At 62.0% G+C, this 20,464-nt stretch carries 24 protein-coding genes and 1 pseudogene; 14 read left to right on the top strand and 11 right to left on the bottom strand.

Annotated features, from left to right (window positions below; translation table 11 throughout):
• Positions 1 to 3 precede the first annotated feature (3 nt).
• On the top strand, positions 4 to 501 hold the full coding sequence (locus KHO27_RS05115; RefSeq protein ID WP_110698693.1) for a GNAT family N-acetyltransferase: 498 nt from the start codon (positions 4 to 6) through the stop codon (positions 499 to 501).
• Between the two features lie 152 nt (positions 502 to 653).
• On the opposite strand, the gene KHO27_RS05110 is transcribed toward KHO27_RS05115, so the two are convergent.
• Complete coding sequence (locus KHO27_RS05110; RefSeq protein WP_214501966.1) at positions 654 to 1,466, bottom strand: aminoglycoside phosphotransferase family protein; 813 nt, start codon at positions 1,464 to 1,466, stop codon at positions 654 to 656.
• 251 nt (positions 1,467 to 1,717) lie between these two features.
• Between KHO27_RS05110 and KHO27_RS05105 the strand changes: the two genes are divergently transcribed.
• A complete protein-coding gene (locus KHO27_RS05105) occupies positions 1,718 to 2,782 on the top strand; it encodes an NAD(P)/FAD-dependent oxidoreductase (protein WP_214501300.1) in 1,065 nt (354 codons plus the stop codon).
• An 8-nt stretch (positions 2,783 to 2,790) separates the two neighbouring features.
• Here KHO27_RS05105 and KHO27_RS05100 read toward each other — a convergent pair whose 3' ends face one another.
• Complete coding sequence (locus tag KHO27_RS05100; RefSeq protein ID WP_214501299.1) at positions 2,791 to 3,867, bottom strand: hypothetical protein; 1,077 nt, start codon at positions 3,865 to 3,867, stop codon at positions 2,791 to 2,793.
• Between the two features lie 285 nt (positions 3,868 to 4,152).
• On the opposite strand from KHO27_RS05100, the gene KHO27_RS05095 reads away from it, so the two are divergent.
• Positions 4,153 to 4,767 (top strand): hypothetical protein, encoded by a 615-nt coding sequence (locus tag KHO27_RS05095; protein ID WP_110698699.1) that lies wholly within the window; start codon positions 4,153 to 4,155, stop codon positions 4,765 to 4,767.
• 44 nt (positions 4,768 to 4,811) lie between these two features.
• On the opposite strand, the gene KHO27_RS05090 is transcribed toward KHO27_RS05095, so the two are convergent.
• Complete coding sequence (locus tag KHO27_RS05090; protein ID WP_110698701.1) at positions 4,812 to 5,219, bottom strand: hypothetical protein; 408 nt, start codon at positions 5,217 to 5,219, stop codon at positions 4,812 to 4,814.
• 377 nt (positions 5,220 to 5,596) lie between these two features.
• Between KHO27_RS05090 and KHO27_RS05085 the strand changes: the two are divergent.
• From KHO27_RS05085 to KHO27_RS05075, 3 genes and pseudogenes are all read left to right on the top strand, one after another.
• Positions 5,597 to 5,842, top strand: a pseudogene (locus KHO27_RS05085) (hypothetical protein).
• Positions 5,843 to 5,981: 139 nt separating this feature from the next.
• The gene (locus KHO27_RS05080; protein WP_214501298.1) at positions 5,982 to 6,251 is read left to right on the top strand and encodes a DUF3077 domain-containing protein; all 270 of its coding nucleotides are present in this window, start codon (positions 5,982 to 5,984) and stop codon (positions 6,249 to 6,251) included.
• 288 nt (positions 6,252 to 6,539) lie between these two features.
• Positions 6,540 to 6,929 (top strand): hypothetical protein, encoded by a 390-nt coding sequence (locus KHO27_RS05075; protein WP_146230412.1) that lies wholly within the window; start codon positions 6,540 to 6,542, stop codon positions 6,927 to 6,929.
• Positions 6,930 to 7,119: 190 nt separating this feature from the next.
• Here KHO27_RS05075 and KHO27_RS05070 read toward each other — a convergent pair whose 3' ends face one another.
• The 3 genes from KHO27_RS05070 to KHO27_RS05065 form a co-directional block, all read right to left on the bottom strand.
• A complete protein-coding gene (locus tag KHO27_RS05070) occupies positions 7,120 to 7,275 on the bottom strand; it encodes a hypothetical protein (RefSeq protein WP_181427691.1) in 156 nt (51 codons plus the stop codon).
• A gap of 55 nt (positions 7,276 to 7,330) precedes the next feature.
• Positions 7,331 to 7,657 (bottom strand): hypothetical protein, encoded by a 327-nt coding sequence (locus tag KHO27_RS26130; RefSeq protein WP_110699153.1) that lies wholly within the window; start codon positions 7,655 to 7,657, stop codon positions 7,331 to 7,333.
• A gap of 100 nt (positions 7,658 to 7,757) precedes the next feature.
• Positions 7,758 to 7,970, bottom strand: coding sequence for a hypothetical protein (locus KHO27_RS05065; protein ID WP_110698709.1), 213 nt, complete (start codon positions 7,968 to 7,970; stop codon positions 7,758 to 7,760).
• Between the two features lie 243 nt (positions 7,971 to 8,213).
• Here KHO27_RS05065 and dusA point away from each other — a divergent pair, with 243 nt between their 5' ends.
• From dusA to KHO27_RS05050, 3 genes are all read left to right on the top strand, one after another.
• Positions 8,214 to 9,221 carry a tRNA dihydrouridine(20/20a) synthase DusA gene (gene dusA, locus KHO27_RS05060; RefSeq protein WP_111533007.1) on the top strand — a complete coding sequence of 336 codons (1,008 nt, stop codon included), beginning with the start codon at positions 8,214 to 8,216 and terminating at the stop codon, positions 9,219 to 9,221.
• A gap of 213 nt (positions 9,222 to 9,434) precedes the next feature.
• A complete protein-coding gene (gene tal / locus KHO27_RS05055) occupies positions 9,435 to 10,355 on the top strand; it encodes a transaldolase (RefSeq protein WP_110698713.1) in 921 nt (306 codons plus the stop codon).
• A 191-nt stretch (positions 10,356 to 10,546) separates the two neighbouring features.
• A complete protein-coding gene (locus KHO27_RS05050; RefSeq protein WP_214501297.1) occupies positions 10,547 to 12,400 on the top strand; it encodes an alkaline phosphatase D family protein in 1,854 nt (617 codons plus the stop codon).
• A 29-nt stretch (positions 12,401 to 12,429) separates the two neighbouring features.
• Here the strand turns inward: KHO27_RS05050 and rssC are convergent, their stop codons facing one another.
• Positions 12,430 to 12,912: an anti-sigma factor antagonist RssC gene (rssC, locus tag KHO27_RS05045; RefSeq protein WP_023631332.1), complete on the bottom strand. Its 483-nt coding sequence runs from the start codon at positions 12,910 to 12,912 to the stop codon at positions 12,430 to 12,432.
• Positions 12,909 to 14,093: a two-component system response regulator RssB gene (gene rssB, locus KHO27_RS05040; protein ID WP_102684499.1), complete on the bottom strand. Its 1,185-nt coding sequence runs from the start codon at positions 14,091 to 14,093 to the stop codon at positions 12,909 to 12,911. Before rssB ends, rssC begins: the two co-directional genes overlap by 4 nt.
• 269 nt (positions 14,094 to 14,362) lie before the next feature.
• On the opposite strand from rssB, the gene KHO27_RS05035 reads away from it, so the two are divergent.
• Entirely contained in the window at positions 14,363 to 14,662 is a 300-nt protein-coding gene (locus KHO27_RS05035) for a PilZ domain-containing protein (protein WP_102684498.1), read from the top strand.
• A 48-nt stretch (positions 14,663 to 14,710) separates the two neighbouring features.
• Here the strand turns inward: KHO27_RS05035 and KHO27_RS05030 are convergent, their stop codons facing one another.
• A complete protein-coding gene (locus KHO27_RS05030; protein WP_214501296.1) occupies positions 14,711 to 15,418 on the bottom strand; it encodes an MlaA family lipoprotein in 708 nt (235 codons plus the stop codon).
• A 330-nt stretch (positions 15,419 to 15,748) separates the two neighbouring features.
• On the opposite strand from KHO27_RS05030, the gene pcrP reads away from it, so the two are divergent.
• On the top strand, positions 15,749 to 16,300 hold the full coding sequence (pcrP, locus tag KHO27_RS05025) for an HAD superfamily inactivated hydrolase PcrP (protein ID WP_110698720.1): 552 nt from the start codon (positions 15,749 to 15,751) through the stop codon (positions 16,298 to 16,300).
• Positions 16,301 to 16,423: 123 nt separating this feature from the next.
• A complete protein-coding gene (locus tag KHO27_RS05020) occupies positions 16,424 to 16,687 on the top strand; it encodes a DUF4404 family protein (protein WP_031315272.1) in 264 nt (87 codons plus the stop codon).
• Positions 16,688 to 16,806: 119 nt separating this feature from the next.
• On the opposite strand, the gene queF is transcribed toward KHO27_RS05020, so the two are convergent.
• Together queF and KHO27_RS05010 are read right to left on the bottom strand one after the other, a co-directional pair.
• The gene (queF, locus tag KHO27_RS05015; protein ID WP_214501295.1) at positions 16,807 to 17,637 is read right to left on the bottom strand and encodes an NADPH-dependent 7-cyano-7-deazaguanine reductase QueF; all 831 of its coding nucleotides are present in this window, start codon (positions 17,635 to 17,637) and stop codon (positions 16,807 to 16,809) included.
• A gap of 68 nt (positions 17,638 to 17,705) precedes the next feature.
• Positions 17,706 to 18,224: a cupredoxin domain-containing protein gene (locus KHO27_RS05010; RefSeq protein WP_111532759.1), complete on the bottom strand. Its 519-nt coding sequence runs from the start codon at positions 18,222 to 18,224 to the stop codon at positions 17,706 to 17,708.
• Between the two features lie 158 nt (positions 18,225 to 18,382).
• Here KHO27_RS05010 and KHO27_RS05005 point away from each other — a divergent pair, with 158 nt between their 5' ends.
• Both KHO27_RS05005 and KHO27_RS05000 read left to right on the top strand, forming a co-directional pair.
• Positions 18,383 to 19,063, top strand: coding sequence for a heavy metal response regulator transcription factor (locus tag KHO27_RS05005; RefSeq protein WP_214501294.1), 681 nt, complete (start codon positions 18,383 to 18,385; stop codon positions 19,061 to 19,063).
• A complete protein-coding gene (locus tag KHO27_RS05000; protein ID WP_214501965.1) occupies positions 19,060 to 20,406 on the top strand; it encodes a heavy metal sensor histidine kinase in 1,347 nt (448 codons plus the stop codon). The genes KHO27_RS05005 and KHO27_RS05000 overlap by 4 nt, the downstream gene beginning before the upstream one ends.
• The last annotated feature ends 58 nt before the right edge of the window (positions 20,407 to 20,464 follow it).

The raw sequence follows: 20,464 nt of genomic DNA, 5'->3' as shown, positions 1-20,464 counted from the left end.
TCAATGGACTTCATTACTGTCGACTTCGACAAGTCGATTGATCGCTCTGCGTTCAATTGTAAGATCCATCCCGCTCTCAACGCCTATATCACTCAACAAGCCGGTCAAGACCAGAAGCGCAATGTGTCACGCACATTCATGTACGTTGAGAAAAGCACTTTGCTGGGTTTTTACACGCTAGCTAATGCGTCAGTGGCGCTCGACTCGCTTAGTGAGGATCAGCAGAAAAAGATGCCTCGGTATCCGATCCCGGCGATTCTCTTGAGTCGTCTTGCAGTCGACCGAACCGCACAAAAACAGGGCGTTGGCAAACGCCTGATGGCAGACTTCTTTCGGCGAGTGTGCGTGGTTGCCCGACATTCGGGAGTTGCGTTCATTGTCGTCGATGCAAAGGACATGGACGCTGCCAGCTACTACCACAGCAAGCTTGGTTTCGTACCATCCAGCAATAATCCTTTACGCCTCGTATTACCCACCGCCACTCTTTTAAAAACGGTTTAGACCGATCTGCCCAACGGAGGGCAATACACTGGGTGCCCGTGCGGGGCCAGTATGCGTGTAGCCAACGCCTAGGGGTTGGAAGGTTTCGTGTGCGAGCTGCACATCAGCGCAATCCCGGCGTCACCCTTGATCGCCGCCTTACATACAATGCCTCAGTCAGAACCCCGAGCGCTGCCATCGAGCGCCGAAGCCGCCAGCCTCGCCAACGCCAACCTGCCCCCCGGCTCAGCGCCGTCCTCGATCATCCAGGTTGCCGACAACCCTGCCCACGCCAGCACCCACTGCAACAACCTGTGACGCTCAATACCGGCTACCTGCGAAATGATCGCTATACGCCGTGGGAAGCGCCCCGGTGCCTGCGCGCTGGCGTCGTCCGGGTTGCAGAGGATATTGGCAAAATCGAAGCCCCGCTCGCCGTACAACCCCTTGGGGTCGATGGCGAGCCAACCGGCCGGCCCAAAATCCAGCACATTGCCGTGATGGATGTCGCCATGCAGCACCGCAGCGTCCTGGGGAGCTGCGAAAAGCGCCCTCGCCGCCTTTGCGCTGCGCTCCAGCACCCCACCGTACGTCGCCGCCGCGCTCCACAATGTGTCGAACCATTGCTCCAGCGGCACCAGCGCAGGCCTCGGCGTCGACCGTGGCGCATGCAGGCGGGCTGCCACGGCACAGAGAATGCGCGTGGCCTCGTCATCCCTGCCATCTGCGACCATCTGCGCAAGCGACGCCGAACCTAGCGCCCGCTTCATCAGCAATGCCTCGCCCGCGTGGGCCAGCACAGGGGCTGCACCGTCGCCTGCCCACCAGGCCATCAGTTGGCTGCCGGCCTGCTCCTCCGGCGCCTGCGAGATTTTCAGCATCGCCGGTGTATCGCCTTGGCGAACGGGCAATAGATTGCCATTGAGTGAAACGAAAGCCTCCCCATCGATGGTCAGCCCCCACTGCTTCAGGTATTGATCAAACATAGGCTCGCTGGTACTCACGCTTTCCATTTAATATGCCGTTTGCCCCTGTGGACCTAGGGTCTGTACGAAATGTGTCTGCGCGAAGGCCAGACAAGGCGAAACGGGGGGAGGAAACGGAGTGTACTGGAGTACATGAGCATTCCGAGCCCCGTTTCAACGCAGTATGGGCGAGTGCAGATACATTTCGTACAGAGCCTAGGGTTGCCAGGTACGGCCAGTGAAACATAGTCCCGAGTCGGTGACGGAGCACGATGAAAAATATCCCGGGACTGAATGTGGTTGTGGTGGGGGCAGGTATCGTGGGGGCCTCCGTTGCCTACCACCTTTGCTGCCAAGGCGCGCAGGTGACCATAGTGGAGGCTGGCCATGTAGCATCTGGCGTGACCTCCACTTCCTTTGCATGGATCAATACCGCCTACAGTGACACAGATCCTGCCGCCGCACTGCGGGCCGCAGCCGTATCGGACTATCGTCGCCTCGAAGCGCAACTGCCAAGCCTACTCATACAATGGACCGGTTCGCTGACCTATGGCCTCCCGGAAGTAGCGGCCGCCCCTGCGACGGATACAGGGATATCAACTGTATCCCGCGCTCAGATCCTCACCCTGGAACCTAATCTGAAACACCCTCCTGCCCAGGCCAACCATGCTCCAGAGGAAGGCGCGCTGAACGCAGTAGCGGCCACCCGGGCCTTGATCAAAGGCGCTCAAGCCCGAGGCGCGAGGTTGCTGGAGCAGACACAGGTGGAAGGGTTCACGGGTAGCGCAGAGAACGTCTCAGGCGTGAAAACCACCCAAGGGGTAATCGATGCGGATCTGGTGGTGATTGCGGCGGGAACGGGTACCACGCTATTGACGGACTTGTTGGGCTACCCACTTGCGCTCGAAGCCTCTCCTGCCATCTATATCCGCTACCATTCGCCGCCCCACCTTGTCCGAGGGATCATTTCCAACGCAGCCATGGAGGTGCGGCATGCTGATGACGGCAGCCTGTTGGCGGCAGAGGATTATCTGGACGATGCCGCAGATAACCAACCAGGCGCGATTGCGCTGAGAACCGCCGAGGCCATTGGAGCAGAGTTGCATGGCGCCGTTTCACTCGACGTGGAAAAGGCGTGCGTGGGTTTCAGGCCAATACCCAGCGATGGTGCACCGCTGGTTGGTTATCTGCCGGGTATCAACGGCGTTTACGTTTGCGTCATGCATCCTGGTGTCACGCTGGCCGCTACCGTAGGCCGCCTCGTGAGCATGGAAATCACCAGTGGCACGCCATCGCCCGATTTGGCGCCGTGCAGGCTTGGTCGATTCAGCCGGTGAAGTGGGGCCTATTGCAACTTGATACCTAGGCTCACTAATGCGGCCAACTCCAGTGGGTTAAACTGGTTGAGGTTGGTGCTACGATCCGTGATGCTAAGATCACCCGTAACTTTGAACTGCATATTAATATCGGGCATATCAAGTTTCGCGCGAAGTAAACTGATCAGCTTGTCAGCCACGACCTCAGCGCGGACCAGACGGCACAGTAGCTCATTGTCATCATCGGCCTCTCCCACTAGCATGATAGCCGCCCCCACAACCTCATGTGCCCGCTGACCGAAATGACCTTCTAGTTGCTCAAGAATCTTGTGTGCCTCGTCAGCACCCAATTTATTTATATGCTCCTGAAACCCTTCGATAATGAAGCAACTCTGCGCTTCAGCATCCATCACCACCTTGGAATTACTGGCTTTTTCGAACCAACGGCTTTCCTGTTCGTGTATGAATGCCAATAGTCCACCTAGAAATATGCTTGTATTTGGACGCTGGCTGGCCAAGTTCGCTAGTGCTGCCTTGATTGAGGGCTGATGGGAGTCAGCAACATGAGTCAAGCTCAATGCGAGGGTTCGCACACATTGCAAGTCCCCGCGGGTTTCCACCATCATCTCAATTTCTTTGAAATTTGCACGCCCCTCGACAATGGCACCTTGCAAGCTATTAATCTGCTCGGCTTTCAGCGTTACATCGAAGCGTTTGTGATCAACTTTGGAGGCAGTAGCGAGCAGGCTTACTGCATCGAGCGCGGTCTTGAAGCCATTGCCGAAACTGCGGCGAAAAGGCGCTGCGGTGCCGGTCGGTTCGGCGTGTTGCGGGTGTAGATCCTCCGCCGCGCCCGGGGCCGCTGCGCTTCGGCCGAGAAAACTGGCCAACCATTGGAGCAAGTCCTTCAGCGGCTGGGTCGTGGATATATTCAGGTAGTGGAGCAAACTCTTACCTGCACTATATTCAATTCGCTTGGCCAACCGATTGGCCTCTGGCGAGGTAGTGACCACGCTCACCTGCGCCTCACCAACGGTACCTGAATAAGTCTGCTCGCTGATTTGGCTGGGCAGGTACTGGAAGCTCTGATAACCATTGGTCAGCATAGGTAACTCCTTGGTTTAACCTAGCCATCAATGTATGACCCTGGGCAATGCACCGGCTATCAATGCTGATCGGTTTGTTTTAGGTGGCGCTTTTCAAATGAGGACGGGCTGCCACCGCACAGAGGATGCGAGCTGCATCGTCGCCACCCGACCATGCCATGCGCTGGCTGCCGGCCTGTTCCTTCGCTGATTGCATTCACTCATGGGCAGGGTCTTCACGCTTGAGCGGAACAATACCGCTCAGAAATGATTATCCTGGCGCGACTATTACCTGAGTACCAATAGATGCTATCCGCACACCAAGCCAGCGCCATAGTCCTCGACCATCTTGCAGACGTCATCAGGATGGACGGTCGCCCGGAACGATTCGTCGTCCAATCCTGCGAGCGCTCAGCGAAGGGTGACTACTGGGTAGTCCGCTGCAACAGCGAGGACTGTGTAGTACATGGCAAGACCGAGTATTGCTATGTCGGTGTCAACGCCTATCTGGTCAATGCCATCAGCGGTGCGTTCGAAACGGTCGCCAACTGCTTCACTATCGAGGAGTACCTGCACGACAAGGACGACCTCGAGGCCGCAGCGGGCAAAACCTATGTGCTGGCACCTTCGTTCTCTGGTGACAGTAAAACGGCGGTGATCAAGCTGCGCCAGAAGCTCGCCTACTCCTATCCCCACACCCTGTTCCTGCTGGCAGGGGCAGGCAGGCTGTGGCTCAAGGGTATCCGCCGGCAACTTGAACATGCCCAGCAAATACTCGCCATCGAAGGCATTGCGACACAGATCGAGCTACATGCCGATCCACTGGACGCCGTCCTGATCGGGCCGGAAACCTGGTATATCGACGCGGTATTCAATGCGCTCCGCAGAAAGCCACTTCACCCTGGCGAGCCTGCTGAATAAGCAAGGGGCTCGCTTTGCTCGGCTTGGCCTGCCCTCCCTATACCTCAGCGGGACAGGTCCGCCAGTAACGTTTTCACCGCCCCAGGCCCTATGGCACTCAAAACCTGGTTAGCAGCCTCGCGCATCGGCTGCCAATGGCCACGCTGGAAGATCGACCGATCATGACAAGGCAGGTCAATATCCCCCATCGACGCATAGAGCGCCCATACGCGGTTCAACGGCGTCGCGATCGAATCCGGCAAGGCATGGCCAACGACCTGAAGCGCGTCCTGTAAATGACGCATTCGGGAGTTCCACACCTCGCAGGCTAGGCAATCCGGCAGCGCTTGCTCCTGTTGTGCTGCTGCCATGGCAACAAACTCCAGGGCCGGAATCAAACGCGCTATCGCATCGACAGACTCATGCTCATCCGCGCCATACCACTGGCAAATCAGGGCGACAAAGTCAGGCATCTCTCTGGCCTTTCAGGTTGAGGTGCATCAGCAGGAAAGCTGGTCTGAAAAGAGTCGATGAAGACCATCAACAATCAGATTTTACCCCTTCCTTGTAGTCCATTTTCCAAACATACTGCTGCCGCCTTTTTTCCGTTGCGGCTGCTCTGTGGGCGCTCTAGTCTGGGCCTGTCGTTGCACATCAACGACACAGCTTTGACAGGCTGTGACGGTAGAATCACGCAGGCAGTCCCAGTTAATGGTGGCTGTACGTGTGGGCACGCTTGCGTGCGCCGGAACTTTTTGCGTGATTTTCCGCCGGTCTGTCAACCCACGTACAGCTGCCACCTTTCCGTTTGACAGCAGGCTGGTGGTGGCACCGTCAACGGTAAATCACGATGCTAAAGATCGTCCTCGATCCACCCCACAACCACCACTCTCTCGAAGACACCCTTATCCAAGCCACCGAGTACGCCCTGTGCGCGCAAAACGTGGCGCATCAGGCTGTTCTGCTGCTGCCCAAGTGACCCGCCTCGATTCTGATGCTGGCCTCCATGCATGAGATGGAGGCACTGCGCGTGCTGCTTGAGTCGGCATTGATCCAGGTGCAGATGCCGAACGCACAGTCGCGTCCGTTGCACTAGACCACAAGGGCATGTGGCGCCTGAGATGACGTCATCGCGGGGCAAGCCCGCTCCCACGTCATTGCGTCCCGACGTGGCAGAGGGCTTGTCCCGCGATAGCGCCAGACCAGGCAGCAGAACACTTCAGGGAGATTCAACGATGACCACAGATACCACCCCGCCCCACACCACCGTGGGCAAGACCAAGTGCTACCAGGGCGAAGGCCAGACCGACCCACTGTTCTGCATCGAACCCGGCATCCCTTGCCAGCATGCGCGGGACCAGGCTTCGGAATTGATGGGCTGCGTACGCGACCTGACCATTACCGGAATCATGGAGGAAAAGCCCCAGTTGCTCTGGGCGTCGTATTACCTGAGCGCGCTGGCCAAGGCATTGATGGACGATGCGGAGTTGGGGATGAGTCGCTAGGAAAAACGACCATCCGGTCGGTGCCATAAGCCAGGATGTGGGGCACCACCAAGGATCGTTCGGCAAACCGGCTCCCACCCAACCGCGCCGACCTCAAGTCGGCGCCATCGCTGGCAGGCAAGCCCGGTGCGACGCACTGGGATAACTCTTGGACTACACTGCACCCGCGCTCAGCGACGTACAGCGCAAAACGCGTTAGTTCATGAACCCGCCTCCAGCGCCCTGCTTGAGGCAAGGTTATCTACCGCCTCAGGTCTGGCTGGAGCGGCAGCCAAAAGGAATTGGAAAATGCTCAAAGCACTCTCGATCACCGGGCTTACGCTCTCGCTTGCTGGCTGCATGCTCCCCGAGCCGCCAGCGCCCCCAACCCCTCCCACCGTCGAACATGCCGCCGCAAGCAAAGCTGAAATGGCCGATGCCAAACAGAAGCTGCTCAAGCATATTGCCGACCCGGATTCGGCGAAGTTCGAAACGCTGTACAAATTCAAGGCAGCCTACGCCAGCGGTAAAAAGTACGAAGGCGTTTGTGGCTATGTGAACTTCCGCGGGGCGGAAGGCGGCTACGAGGGCTTTACACCGTTCATGGTTATTGGTGATGTGGTCTCCTATTACGGTGACCACTTGTCCCACAATCAAAACTTCCTCAGACAATTCTGCACGCGCCCACGCCTGGGCTGAAAGGCAGCAGATCTGCCTGCCCATACCCCGATGCAAACAGCATCGGGACGATGCGTCAGAGTTTCAGGATTGTGAACGTACGAAACGAAGGCGAGCCGCTGATTCACGGAGCGGAGCCGAAAACGCAGTAAGTGAGCCGTCTAAATACCAAAAGCCCAGCACGAAGCTGGGCTTGGCTCAACAATCCCGCTCACTCAGGCGCGCGCGCCGGGTCGTCTGGATTGCGCTGCTGCCCCATGCCCTCGCCATCCTCTTCCTCATCCATGAGCGGATCGTCTTCCACTGGGTCAGGCGTCGTGGGATCGTCTGGGTTGGTGCCGCCCTGCTCTCTCGGATCGGTGCTCATCGCTGCATACCTCGGAAGGAATTGCTGGATACCACACCTGATTTGAGAAAGAGGCTCACGGGCTCGTTCGATTTTCCGTCGCGCCGCCGGTCGCCTTGGCGTCAGACCCTGGCGCCGCATAGGACGCCCCCATGTCGCGTGCCAGCGCGACGCCCCAGAGCATCGCGGTAGTCATGGATTGACCGGGCCTCGCCTTGTGCGCTTCCTCATGGAGGCATGCGCCGTCCGGCCCATAAATACCGATGAACATTTGAGTGGCCCCCACACGGGAAAGTCGGACCTGAACGTCAATGGTCAACCCGGACTCGAGCACTTCGGTATGTGAACGACTGTGCAGCTGAGCGTCCGCCCAATCCCAGTAGGTCTGTCCTCTCGATCTCATCGCGTCCTCCGTCAGCATGAGATCTAAGTAAGGCACAGATAGCGAAGCGGCTCTATGCCGGCTATCCAGTTGTTTGGAAAACCTGACACATTCGACGAGTTCAGTCCGGAAAAACCCGCATGGCCTGCTGGAGCTCATTGATCGTGGCGCCAACGTGCGCTTCATTGATCCACTTCCATCTAGCACCGGTAAGCAGACCTCCGATGGCATGAAGACGCAGATCATTGGGAGGGATGCCCCGGACAGCGCCAGCAGCTAGCAACGCGAATAAAGCCTGTTCAAGCGCGATTATTCGTTGCGCCTCGTCAGTCATGATGCAATCCTTTTTTTGCTTGGCCCTACCCATTGGTCATCATCGACAAGAGGAAGAGCTGCCCATACGACCGGTGGCGCGAAATACCGGTGTGCGGGTTCAGCGTAAGTCTCCGGCCAGCAACTGATCGCTGATCAAACCGGACGAATCCCGCCACGCTTGGTAAACTGGCAACCATTCATTCTTCACATTGCCTGCCAGCGCCTCCGCCGCCTGGCTTGGCTGAGTTCGCGCCCCACACTTATGCATTCTCAAGCCGCTACCCCCACTGCCCCACGCCCAGAGCCCTCCCGCCGCTTCTCCGTGGCGCCGATGATGGATTGGACTGATAGACACTGTCGCTTCTTCCTGCGCCTGCTCTCCCAGCACGCCCTGCTCTACACCGAAATGGTCACCACCGGCGCCCTGCTGCACAACGACGCCCAGCGTTTCCTGCGCCATGACGACTCCGAGCACCCGCTGGCCTTGCAACTGGGCGGCAGCGTGCCGGCGGACCTGGCCGCCTGCGCGCGCCTGGCCGAGGACGCCGGCTACGACGAGGTCAACCTCAACGTCGGCTGCCCCAGCGACCGGGTGCAGAACAACATGATCGGCGCCTGCCTGATGGGCCACCCGGCGCTGGTGGCCGATTGCGTCAAGGCCATGCAGGACGCGGTCAGCATTCCGGTCACGGTCAAGCACCGCATCGGCATCAACGGCCGCGACAGCTACGCCGAGCTGTGCGACTTCATCGGCCAGGTGCGCGACGCCGGGTGCCGCAGCTTCACCGTGCATGCGCGCATCGCCATCCTCGAAGGGCTGTCGCCCAAGGAAAACCGCGAGATCCCACCGCTGCGCTACGACGTGGCGGCGCAGTTGAAGGCCGACTTCGCGGACCTGGAAATGGTGCTCAATGGCGGCATCAAGACCCTCGACGAATGCCGCACCCACCTGCAGACCTTCGACGGCGTGATGCTGGGGCGCGAGGCGTACCACAACCCGTACCTGCTGGCCGAGGTCGACCAGCAGTTGTTCGGCAGCACGGCGCCGGTGGTCAGCCGGGCCGAGGCTATTGAAAAGCTGCGCCCGTACATCGTCGCGCATATGCAAGGCGGCGGCGCGATGCACCACATCACCCGGCATATCCTCGGGCTGGGCCAGGGCTTCCCGGGGGCGCGGCGCTTCCGCCAGTTGCTGTCGGCGGACATTCACAAGGCCAGCGAGCCGCTGAAGGTGCTGGACCAGGCCGCCGAGCTGTTGCAGGGGCGCTGAGGGAACCTGCGGCGGGGTTGGCACTCGAAGGCAATGCCTTTTGCTGCAGGCCCGGCGTGAGCCGGGGCTGCTTTGCAGCCTAATGCGGGCAAGCACGCGCCGACTGAAGGATCGCGTTGCCTGCGAAGGCTTTCCCGATATGCCTGCGACGGGCCTTGAGTGGCTGTCGGGGCTCGGGTAATGTCGAGTCATTGCACAGGACAGAGCACGCCCATGACCTCCAAGCTGGAACAACTCAAGCAGTTCACCACCGTGGTCGCCGATACCGGCGACCTGGACGCCATCACCCGCCTCAAGCCGGTCGACGCCACCACCAACCCGTCGCTGCTGCTCAAGGCGGCGGCCATCCCGGGCTACGCCGACCTGCTCAAGCAGGTCAAGGCCGACGCCAAGGGCAATGTCGACTTGGCCTGCGACAAGTTCGCGGTTTCGGTGGGCTCGGGTATTCTCAAGGTCATTCCGGGGCGGATCTCCACCGAGGTGGACGCGCGGCTGTCGTTCGACGAGCCGGCGCTGCTGAAAAAAGCCCGTCAGCTGATCGAGCTGTATGAAGCAGCCGGTGTGCCGAAAGACCGCGTGCTGATCAAGCTGGCCTCCACCTGGGAAGGCATCCGCGCCGCCGAGAAGCTGGAGAAGGAAGGCATCCAGACCAACCTGACCCTGCTGTTCTCCTTCGCCCAGGCCCAGGCCTGCGCCGACGCCGGGGTGTTCCTGATCTCGCCGTTCGTGGGGCGCATCTACGACTGGTACAAGAAGAGCACCGGCAAGGAATACGTCGGCGCCGAGGACCCGGGCGTGGTATCGGTCACGCGCATCTACGACTACTACAAGACCAACGGCTACAACACCGTGGTCATGGGCGCGAGCTTCCGCAATATCGGCCAGATCGAGCAACTGGCCGGCTGCGATCGCCTGACCATCAGCCCCGAGCTGCTGCAGCAGCTGTCGGACGACCAAGGCGATCTGCCGCGTATCCTCAAGCCGGGCAATGCCGGCGAGGCCAAGCAGCAGTTGAACGAGAGCCAGTTCCGCTGGGCAATGAACGAGGACGCCATGGCCACCGAGAAGCTGGCCGAAGGCATCCGCCAGTTCGCCCGCGACCAGGAGAAGCTGGAAGCGCTGATGGCTGGCTGACAAAGCCTGATACATCTTCGGCTTGATCGACGGGCGGTTAATGCAGAGCATTTCCCGCCCGTTTTTCGTTGGGGTGGCCGATGACGCCATCGCGGGGCAAGCCCGCTCCCCCGATGAAAATAACGCATTCCCTGTGGGAGCGGGCTTACCCCGCGATAGGGCCATCAGCATCACACGAACCTGAGCCATCCATGCCCGCCACCGCTTCACTCCCTCTTGTCCTCGCCGGCCCCATCCTCCGTCGCCTGGAACCCCAACGCCTGGCCATCTGGCTGGTCGGCTCGCAACCGCTGCAAGCCGAATTTCTCCTGGATCAGGCCGGCATCGGCGCCACTGTGCACTGCGAGATGATCCCGGTCGGTACCCACGCCTTCATACACCTGCTGGACATCCACTTCGATCAGCCGCTCCCCAGCGACGTGGCCCTCGAATACGACCTGCGCCTGGCCAACGGCCAAAGCATCGCCGACTGGGCACCACACCTGCTCTACCCCGGCGCCAGCCGCCCTAGCTTCGTGCTACGCCAGCGCCTCGACCAAGTGCTCCACGGCTCCTGCCGCAAGCCTCATCACCCGGCCGCCGACGGCCTGCTGTGCGCCGACCGCCTGCTGGCCACCGGCCCGCGCCCCGAGGAGCGCCCCGCCGTACTGTTGATGAGCGGCGACCAGGTCTATGCCGACGATGTCGCCGGCCCCATGCTGCGTGCCATCCACGGGTTGATCAAGCGCCTGGGGCTGTTCGACGAGGCACTGGATGGCGCCCTGGTCGACAGCGGCGCCGCGCTCTACCGGCACCCGGCCTGCTATTACCACCGCGCCGATCTGCTGCCGGCCCAGGAAGGCAACGAGACCCTGCGTGAACGCTTCTTCGGCGGCAAGCGCAAGCCGATCTTCTCCTCCAGCAACGCCGACAACCACCTGGTGACCTTCGCCGAAGTCATGGCCATGTACCTGCTGGTCTGGTCGCCGCTGCCCTGGTCGCTGGTGGGCATGCAGATGCCACCCGGCCTCACCGACAAGCGCCAGGCCCGCTACCGCCGCGAGCTGCCGCTGATCGAGGCCTTTCGCGACGGCCTAGGCCAGGTGGCGCGGGTCATGGCCCACCTGCCCTGCCTGATGATCTTCGACGACCACGACATCACCGATGACTGGAACCTGTCGGCGCAGTGGGAACAGACCGCCTACGGCCATCCGTTTTCGCGGCGGATCATCGGCAACGCCCTGCTCGGCTACCTGCTGTGCCAGGGCTGGGGCAACGACCCGGACGGCTGCGCGGCGCTGGTCCGGCAATGCTGCCAGATGCACGAGGCGCGGGATGAACTGATCGGCGAACTGCTGCGTTTCCAGGACTGGCAATACGCGCTGCCGAGCAACCCGCCGCTGCTGGTGCTGGACACCCGCACCCGGCGCTGGCGCAGCGAGCGCAACCTGGCCAAGCCTTCGGGCCTACTCGACTGGGAGGCGCTGAGTGAGCTGCAGCAGGCGCTGCTCGATCACCCCTCGGCGATCATCGTGTCGCCAGCACCGATCTTCGGGGTCAAGCTGATCGAGACTGTGCAACGGGTGTTCAGCGCCCTGGGCTACCCATTGCTGGTCGATGCCGAGAACTGGATGGCGCACCGCGGCGCGGCGCAGGTGGTACTCAATATCTTCCGCCACTCGCGCACGCCGGGGCATTACGTGGTGCTGTCGGGCGATGTGCACTACTCATTCGTCTACGAAGTGCTGATCCGCCATCGCCAGGGCAGCCCGCACTTGTGGCAGGTGACCAGCAGCGGGATCAAGAACGAGTTCCCCCGTCGCCTGCTGGATGTGCTCGACCGGCTCAACCGCTGGCTGTATTCGCCGCGCTCGCCACTCAACTGGTTTACCAAGCGTCGGCAGATGGAAGTGGTGCCGCGTACGCCCAGCCGCAGCAAGGCCGGGGAACGGCTGTGGAACAGCGCGGGGCTGGGGCAGGTATTCTTCGATGACCAGGGGCGGCCGGCGCGGGTGTATCAGTTGAATGCCGACGGTTCGCCGGCTACGGCGTTCATCAAGGACTGAAGCCATCGTGGGGCAAGCCCGCGATGGGATCAGGATCTTTCCAGCGCGCTCACCAGGTCATGGAACGCCTCGCGGTTGGAGTCGTTCAAGCCCATGAGAATCTTGTGCGCCTCCAGCACCTTGGAGCGCACCACGCTCTCGTCCTGGTCCTGGGACGGCAGGTCGGTCAGGCACTCCGGGCACGGCACCGGGCGGTCGACGATGTTGAACACCTGGTCGAAACCCATGGACTGCAGCAGCCGGGAGATGTCCGGGTTGGTGGTAACCACGGTCGGCAACAGGCCGACCTTTTGCCGGGACAGGATCGACAGCTTGGCCAGCAGCCCAAGGGTGGTGCTGTCGATGCTTTCGGTTTCGGTCAGGTCGATGACGATGGCCGAGAAGTTCAGCGCGGTGAAGATCTTCTCGATCGTCGCATCCAGTGCCGAACACAGGGTCAGGCGCACTTCACCGACAAATTTCAGAACGAAGGTCCCGCTTTGCTCGGCGAACTGGATTCTACCAGTACTCATTCAAGGTTCCTGCTCAACACCAATAGGGCGATATCATCCGGCATCTCCCCAAGCGTAGCCAATTCGAATCGTTGGCGCAGCCCCTCCAGGCTGCCCCCCGCCGCCTTGACGATTTCCGGCAAGGCAGCTTCCTTATCTTTGAGTGTGTCCCCGGGCAAAAGGTCCAGAATGCCATCGGACATCAGGGTGAGGCTGAACTGCGCTGGCAGTTCCAGCACCAGGTCCTGGTAGCTGGCCTCGTCGAACAACCCCACCGGCAGGCCACGGCCTTCAAGGTAGCGGGCCTGGCCCGGGGTATACAGCACCGGCAGCGGCAAGTGGCCGCCGACGCTGTAGGTGAGCAGGCCGGTGTCCTCGTCGATGACCCCACCGACCATGGTCACATGTTTGCCCAGCTTGCAGTTGATCAGGCCGCGGTTGATGTGGCTGAGCACCTGCGAAGGCTTGAACTCACGCATCTTGCCGCCACGCTTGAATTCGAACAGCAAGCGCGTGGTCATGAACTTGAGCAGCACCGTGACGAACGCCGACGAGGCACCATGGCCGGACACGTCCGCCAGGTAGAAGGCAATGCGCCGGTCGTCCACGCGGAAGTAGTCGGCGAAATCCCCCGACAGGTACAGCGACGGGATGATCTGGTGCTCGAAAGCGAAATCGCCGGCCACCCAGGGGTTTTCCGGCAGCATGTTCATCTGCACCTGGCGCCCGGCGGTCTGGTCCTCCTGCAGCAGGTGCAGGCTGGCCTCCAGTTCGCGGTTGGCGGCTTCGAGCTTCTCGCGGTAGCGCTGGTTCTCCAGCACCAGGCGCGATCGGTCGAGCGCGCGGCGCACCGAGTGCTCGAGCACGGCCAAGTCTTCCAGGGGCTTGATCAGGTAGTCCGCCGCGCCCAGGCGCAAGGCTTCGACCGCGTCGCTCATCACGCCGGCACCGGACACCACGATCACCGGTAACTGCGGCGCGAGCTCGCTGATCCGGCGGATCAGTTCAAGGCCACCCATCTGCGGCATGCGCAGATCGCAGATCACGAGGTCGGGCTGGTGTGCTTCGAAGACCTGGAGGCCCTGCTGGCCGTTGCCGGCCTGGAGGACGCTGAAGCCGCTGTCTTCCAGATAGGCGGCGAGGCTGGCACGGACCACCTCGTCGTCATCGATGATCAGCAGCGTTGCACTGGGTTTCTGCATGTGGGCGAACGGCGCCAGATTTGGGTTGGCGTAGCGGCTGTGGAGAACCGACAGACGGCTACTGGAATGCTCTCTAGCCACTCTCTACTTGAGTTGTAGGACAAGAAGACTGGTCCGGCAAATAGCGAGGTGCCCTGTAAGGCGCTGACGGTACTCCCATCCGCCTGGCGTTTCAAGCATGGGCAGGTAGACTTCCCTGCACTTTACAGGGCAAATCACCCGGCGTTATAAGAATGTGGAACAGCGCAACCTGACGAAAGGATGCAAGCATGTCCCAGCACCCCGTGGATTACAGCGAAAAACGTGATTTCATTCGCATGCGTATTGATGCCGAGGTCCAGCTGCTGCAGGCCGACCAGGTGATCAGCGCTGTGTGCATCGACCTCTCCAGCACCGGCATGCAGGTGCAGGCGCCGCAGCGCTTCCAGGTGGGTGACCGCCTCGAGGTGCGCATCGACTCCGATCACACGGCTCTGGCGGGGCTGCATGCCAGCACCGAAGTGGTGTGGATCGCCGACCAGCCAGGCGGTGCGCAGCGCTTCGGCTTGCGCATCCTGGCCATGCATTGAACTGTTACGAAAAAGGCGACCCGAGGGTCGCCTTTTGCGTAAGCAGTGTCAGAAGTCGTCTTCGACCTCGCCGTCCTTGACCTTGAACTCGCGGTTCTGCAGGTAGGCGTTGCGCAGGAAGATGTACTTGTCGCCCTGCATCAGCTTCTCCGCCGACAACAGGCTGGCGCGGGTATCGATCACATCCAGGGCGAGGATCGAATTGCGCGTCGGCACATGGTCGATGTAGCGGTAGGGTTCGGTGTAGGTGTCCGGGTACTTGGCCAGGCCGTCACGCACGGTGCTTGGGCCAAGGAACGGGATGACCACGTACGGCCCGCTGGGCACGCCCCAGTAGCCGAGGGTCTGGCCGAAGTCTTCGTCGTTGCGCTGCAGGCCCATCTTGGTGCCGACGTCGAAGAAGCCGCCCAGGCCGAAGGTGGTGTTGACGATCAGCCGCGCCGTGTCGACGCCCGCCGCACGGGGCTTGAGCTGCAACACGTTGTTGGCCAGGTTGGTGACGTCGCCGAGGTTGCGGAAGACGTTGTGGATGCCATCTTCGAGGAACTGCGGGGTGACGAACTGATAACCCTGGGCCAACGGCTTGAGGGCATAGGTGTCGAGGACATCGTTGAACCGGAAGATCGGCCGGTTCACCGCCTCCCAGGGATCCTCCTCGGTGGCCGCCTGGGTGGCCGCCACGGGCGCCAGCAGCAAGCTGGCGCAGACACAGGCCTGGGTGACTCGCTCGATCACTCCGGCACCGATCCTACGCATAGATGTTTCTCCATCGGATTTCACGGCGGCAACGGCCTTTGGCACGCTGCTCGATAGGGCGCAAGTATACTGGCTTGCTGGCCGAACGATAGTTTTACATATCAGCGTCAAGAATTTGTGAACAACTGTAGGCTCTGTACGACATGTATCTGCACTCGCCCATACTGCGTTGAAACGGGGCTCGGAATGCTCATGTACTCCAGTACACTCCGTTTCCTCCCCCCGTTTCGCCTTGTCTGGCCTTCGCGCAGACACATTTCGTACAGACCCTGGCCGTCATCCGTCGGTAACAATCGCTGGATAGCCTGCGGGTTATTTAGGGACGTTGCCATGCAAGACGCACCCGCCTTCACCGCTGTGCTGTTCGGCCTGCGCGGCTGCCTGGTACAGGCGACCGACGGCGGCCCCCTGCCCGCCCCCGGCGCTCTGGATTCCCTGCTTCGCCTGCGCTCGCAGCAGGTGCCGTGCATCTGGCTTGACGAACTCAGCGCCACCCTGGGCAAACGCCTGAGCAGCGTGCTGCCCGATTGGCTGCCGGGCCACTGCGCCAATGGCAGCAAATGGCCGACCCCCAACGCCTGCTGGCAGGCGCTGATGAACCTGCGAAGCCAGCGCCTGGACGGCTGCGTACTGGTCAGTGGCGAGCCACTGCTGTTGCAATCGGGGCTCAACGCCGGCCTGTGGACGGTGGGGCTGGCGGCCTGCGATCAAGGCTCGGCGCAATGGCAGGCACTGACCCGGCAGGAACAGGAGCTGGCCCGCGGCAAAGCCACCCTGGCGCTGTTCGGCCTGGGTGTGCACTCGGTGATCGACCACCTCGAATCCCTTGATGCCTGCCTCGCGGATATCGCCCAGCGCCGGCAAAAAGGCGAGAAACCCTGATACATCCCCGTTGATACGGGTCATGCAAAGCGCCGGCAGGTGGATTACGCTAGAAGTCAGGCCCGAACCTTTGCCGCTTCGCTGAGGTCCATGCCTTGCCAAGTCATTGATGGAGTAAGAACAATGCCTGCCCGCGAACTGCAAGAGCGCCTGAATAGCCTGCGCGAGCAACTGGATCGCAATGTGCCGCTTTCGGAAGAGGAGCTGGCCAGCCTGCATGAAGAAGCCAGGCAGATCGAGGCCCAGCTGAAGCTTGAGGAAGCCACCCCGGACAACAACCTCGTCGACGGCGTGAACCTCGCCATCGAACGCTTCGAGGCCGAACACCCCGACCTAACCGCCACCCTGCGCAGCATTGCCAACTCGCTGCACAGCATGGGGATCTGAACCCAACGGGGCTGCGTTGCAGCCCATCGCCGGCAAGCCGGCTCCCACAGGGATTGCGCCAATCTGCTCTCTGTGGGAGCCGGCTTGCCGGCGATGGGCCGCTTCGCGGCCCGGTTACATTACTGCCGCACCAACCGCAGGTTCTGTGGGTTGATCGCCCCGGTGCTGCGGTACGGGTTGATATCCAGCCCACCCCGGCGCACATACCGTGCATACACCGTCAGGCGCTCAGGCTTGAGCAGGTTCTTCAGGTCCAGGTAGATCCGCTCCACGCACTGCTCGTGGAAATCGGCATGCTGGCGGAAGCTGATCAGGTAGGTCAGCAGGCTGGCATGGTCCAGCGCCCGCCCCTTGTATTCCACCACCACGCTGCCCCAGTCCGGCTGGCCGGTAACCGGGCAGTTGGATTTGAGCAGGTGGCTGTGCACGGTCTCTTCCACCACGCGATCCGCCGCGCAGCGCAGCAATTCAGGCTGCGGCTGCTCGTAATTGCTGATGCTCACATCCAGCGCATCGATGCACTGGCCAGGCAGGGCAGTCACGCCTTGGCCTTCGACCTCGGCCAGGGTGCTGACCTTGACCGCGACCGGCTTGCCCGCAGCGGCGGACAGGTCTTTTACCAGGCACGCCTGCAACTCGGCCACCGAGGCAAACACGGTCTGGTTCAGCGAGTTGAGGTACAGCTTGAAGGACTTAGACTCGATGATGTTCGGCGAGTCGCAGGGGATGGCGAACTCGCCGATGGCCACCACCGGCTTGCCCGAAGGCAGCAGCCAGGACAGCTCGAAGCAGTTCCAGAAATCCACACCCTGCCACGGCAGCGCGTCGCCACTGACACCCAACTCGGCCCACTTGGCCAGGCGCGGGATGGGGAACAGCAGCGAGGGGGTGTAGGTGGCGACGTATTCGCTGGACTTGCCCAGCGGGGAGTGTTCGGCGGCGGGATGCATGGAAACTGACCTGAAGGTTCGAAATTGCCCCTAGTCTACCGGTTTTGCCTCCCGCCTTGGAGCCGTTGTCACTCGATGGTCAGCGGCCCGACCATGCCCGCCTGGTAATGGCCCGGTACGTTGCAGGCGAACTCGATGGGCGCCGATTTGCGGAAGGTCCAGGTCAGCTCCGCGCGCTGGCCAGGCTGCACCAGCACGGTGTTGCCGGTGTCGTGGCCATGGCCGCCGCCCATCATCTGGCTGTGATCCATCTGGCCATGATCCATGCCTTCGTGATTCATGCCGGCGGTAAAGATCTTGCCTTGCATGGCGACCATTTCCTTTTGATGCTCGGCGTGCATGGCCTTGTCGCCCAGGTTGAACTCGTGGGGCAGCTTACCTTCATTGACCAGCACGAAACGTACGGTTTCGCCGGCCTTGACCTTGATGCTCTTGGGTTCGAAGGCGATGTCCTTGAGCACCACCTCGACAGTGCGGGTGGCCTTGGCTGCCGGCGCCGGCTCGCCGAAAGCGAAGGGTTTGGCTTCGCCAGCGAAGGTGGGCAGGCTGGTCAGGGCAAGCGCGGCGGTGAGCAACAGGTGTTTCATGGATGACTCCAGATCAATGCAGCGAAGATGGCACCATTGTCGAAAAGGCTGGCTGGCAGCTGGCTGACGGGAAGATTACAACTTTGTCAGCTTGGGCAGACCGCCAGATCGTCACGTATCATTTCGGCATCACGTTGGCCCGAACCGTTGGTAAACACATGAAACTGCTGATCGTCGAAGACCAGGCCAAGACCGGCCAGTACCTGAGCCAGGGCCTGAGCGAGGCCGGCTTCGCCACCGAACTGGCCAGCGACGGCGACACCGGCCAGCACCTGGCCCTGAGCGGCGACCACGACCTGCTGATCCTCGACGTGATGCTGCCGGGGCGCAACGGCTGGCAGATCCTCCAGGCGGTGCGCCAGGCCGGGCTGGACACCCCGGTGCTGTTCCTCACCGCCCGCGATGCCGTCGAGGACCGCGTGCACGGCCTGGAGCTGGGCGCCGACGACTACCTGGTCAAACCCTTCGCCTTCTCCGAACTGCTGGCCCGTGTACGCAGCCTGCTGCGCCGTGGCGCCAGTGCCAGCCAGGATACCTGCCTGGCCCTGGCCGACCTGCGCCTGGACCTGATTCGCCGCCGCGCCGAGCGCGACGGCCAGCGCATCGACCTGACCGCCAAGGAGTTCGCCCTGCTCGAACTGCTGCTGCGCCGCCAGGGCGAGGTGCTGCCCAAGTCGCTGATCGCCTCGCAGGTGTGGGACATGAATTTCGACAGCGACACCAACGTCATCGAGGTGGCCATCCGCCGCTTGCGCCTGAAGATCGACGACAGCCATGCCACCAAGCTGATCCACACTGTGCGCGGCATGGGCTACGTGCTCGAAGAGCGCCACGACTGATGCGCCGCCTGTCCCTGGGCAGCCGCCTGGCGCTGCTGTTCGCCGCCTGCACCGCCGCCGTGTCGCTGGGCGCCGGCCTGCTGTTCAACCGCGCCAGCGAGCAGCATTTCGTCGAACTCGACCAGCAACTGCTCAGTGGCCGGCTTTCGCTGATGAGCAGCCTGCTTGCCGGTGTCGCCACCCAGGAGCAACTGGCCACGCGTCTGCCGGCGCTGCTCAACGAGCTGAGTCACCAGTCCGACCTGGCCTTGCGTGTGCGCGGCGCCGACGGCGAGCCGTGGTTCGCCAGCCGGGGCGAGCTGCCGCAGGCCCCCACCCCTACCGGCCTGGCCACGCTGCACAGCCACGGGGTCGATTACCGCAGCCTCAGCGCGCCACTGATCGACGGCCAGCCTGCTTCGCCACAACTGACCCTGTTCCTCGACATCACCCACCACCAGCACTTCCTACAAGGCATGCAGCGGTTGATCTGGCTCACCGTCGGCCTGTCGGCGCTGGCCACCGCGCTGCTCGGCGCCTGGGCCGTACGCCGCGGCCTGAAACCGCTGCGGCAGATGGGCAAGGTGGCCGCCAGCGTCACCGCCGGCTCGCTGACCACGCGCTTGCCGGCCGCCGAGATGCCCGAGGAACTGGCCGAGCTGGCCGGCACGGTCAACGCCATGCTGCAGCGCCTGGACGACGCGTTTCAGCGCCTGTCGGCGTTCTCCGCCGACATCGCCCACGAGCTGCGTACGCCGCTGTCCAACCTGCTGACCCACACCCAGGTCACCCTCACCCGCCCGCGCAGCCTGGAGGAGTATCGCGAGGCCCTGCACGGCAACCTCGAGGAGCTGCAATGGATGGCCCAGCTGGTCAACGACATGCTCTACCTGGCCAAGGCCGACCACGGCCTGCTGATGCCCAGCCGCCAGGCGCTGGACCTGGCAACGGAGGCCGATGCGTTGCTGGAGTACTACGCGCCGCTGGCCGAGGACGCCGAGGTGCATTTGTTGCGTGAGGGCCAGGCCCATGCCAAGGGCGACCGGCACATGCTGCGCCGGGCGCTATCGAACTTGCTGGACAACGCCCTGCGCTTCACCCCCGCCGGTGGGGAGATCCGGGTAAGCCTGCAGCCTGGGCTGCGCATCGTGGTGGCCAACACCGGGCCGGCGATTGCGCCGCAACTGCTTGAGCGATTGTTCGACCGCTTCTACCGGGCGGATCCGGCGCGCCAGGAAGGCAGCAGCGAGCATGCGGGGTTGGGGCTGGCGATCACCCGTTCGATCGTGCAGGCACATGGGGGACGCATCAGGGCAGAGTGCGCGGATGGCTGGACGCGGTTTGTGATCGAGTTGTCCGAATAGGGGCTGCTACACAGCCCATCGCTGGCAAGCCAGCTCCCACAGGGCTCTTGCAAGCCTG

Source organism: Pseudomonas sp. RC3H12 (assembly GCF_018596375.1).
Taxonomy (GTDB): Bacteria; Pseudomonadota; Gammaproteobacteria; order Pseudomonadales; family Pseudomonadaceae; genus Aquipseudomonas.
This window is presented reverse-complemented; position numbering and strand designations above follow the sequence as displayed.

Coding starts and splice junctions, on each gene's coding strand:
- dusA (WP_111533007.1), top strand. CDS start 8,214: ATGCATTCTCAAGCCGCTACCCCCACTGCCCCACGCCCAGAGCCCTCC.
- pcrP (WP_110698720.1), top strand. CDS start 15,749: ATGCAAGACGCACCCGCCTTCACCGCTGTGCTGTTCGGCCTGCGCGGC.
- KHO27_RS05070 (WP_181427691.1), bottom strand. CDS start 7,275: ATGAGCACCGATCCGAGAGAGCAGGGCGGCACCAACCCAGACGATCCC.
- KHO27_RS05030 (WP_214501296.1), bottom strand. CDS start 15,418: ATGCGTAGGATCGGTGCCGGAGTGATCGAGCGAGTCACCCAGGCCTGT.
- KHO27_RS05010 (WP_111532759.1), bottom strand. CDS start 18,224: ATGAAACACCTGTTGCTCACCGCCGCGCTTGCCCTGACCAGCCTGCCC.
- KHO27_RS05005 (WP_214501294.1), top strand. CDS start 18,383: ATGAAACTGCTGATCGTCGAAGACCAGGCCAAGACCGGCCAGTACCTG.
- KHO27_RS05110 (WP_214501966.1), bottom strand. CDS start 1,466: ATGTTTGATCAATACCTGAAGCAGTGGGGGCTGACCATCGATGGGGAG.
- rssC (WP_023631332.1), bottom strand. CDS start 12,912: ATGAGTACTGGTAGAATCCAGTTCGCCGAGCAAAGCGGGACCTTCGTT.
- KHO27_RS05080 (WP_214501298.1), top strand. CDS start 5,982: ATGACCACAGATACCACCCCGCCCCACACCACCGTGGGCAAGACCAAG.
- KHO27_RS05075 (WP_146230412.1), top strand. CDS start 6,540: ATGCTCAAAGCACTCTCGATCACCGGGCTTACGCTCTCGCTTGCTGGC.
- KHO27_RS05115 (WP_110698693.1), top strand. CDS start 4: ATGGACTTCATTACTGTCGACTTCGACAAGTCGATTGATCGCTCTGCG.
- KHO27_RS05090 (WP_110698701.1), bottom strand. CDS start 5,219: ATGCCTGACTTTGTCGCCCTGATTTGCCAGTGGTATGGCGCGGATGAG.
- KHO27_RS05105 (WP_214501300.1), top strand. CDS start 1,718: ATGAAAAATATCCCGGGACTGAATGTGGTTGTGGTGGGGGCAGGTATC.
- KHO27_RS05100 (WP_214501299.1), bottom strand. CDS start 3,867: ATGCTGACCAATGGTTATCAGAGCTTCCAGTACCTGCCCAGCCAAATC.
- rssB (WP_102684499.1), bottom strand. CDS start 14,093: ATGCAGAAACCCAGTGCAACGCTGCTGATCATCGATGACGACGAGGTG.
- KHO27_RS05095 (WP_110698699.1), top strand. CDS start 4,153: ATGCTATCCGCACACCAAGCCAGCGCCATAGTCCTCGACCATCTTGCA.
- queF (WP_214501295.1), bottom strand. CDS start 17,637: ATGCATCCCGCCGCCGAACACTCCCCGCTGGGCAAGTCCAGCGAATAC.
- KHO27_RS05065 (WP_110698709.1), bottom strand. CDS start 7,970: ATGACTGACGAGGCGCAACGAATAATCGCGCTTGAACAGGCTTTATTC.
- KHO27_RS05035 (WP_102684498.1), top strand. CDS start 14,363: ATGTCCCAGCACCCCGTGGATTACAGCGAAAAACGTGATTTCATTCGC.
- KHO27_RS05020 (WP_031315272.1), top strand. CDS start 16,424: ATGCCTGCCCGCGAACTGCAAGAGCGCCTGAATAGCCTGCGCGAGCAA.
- tal (WP_110698713.1), top strand. CDS start 9,435: ATGACCTCCAAGCTGGAACAACTCAAGCAGTTCACCACCGTGGTCGCC.
- KHO27_RS05050 (WP_214501297.1), top strand. CDS start 10,547: ATGCCCGCCACCGCTTCACTCCCTCTTGTCCTCGCCGGCCCCATCCTC.
- KHO27_RS26130 (WP_110699153.1), bottom strand. CDS start 7,657: ATGAGATCGAGAGGACAGACCTACTGGGATTGGGCGGACGCTCAGCTG.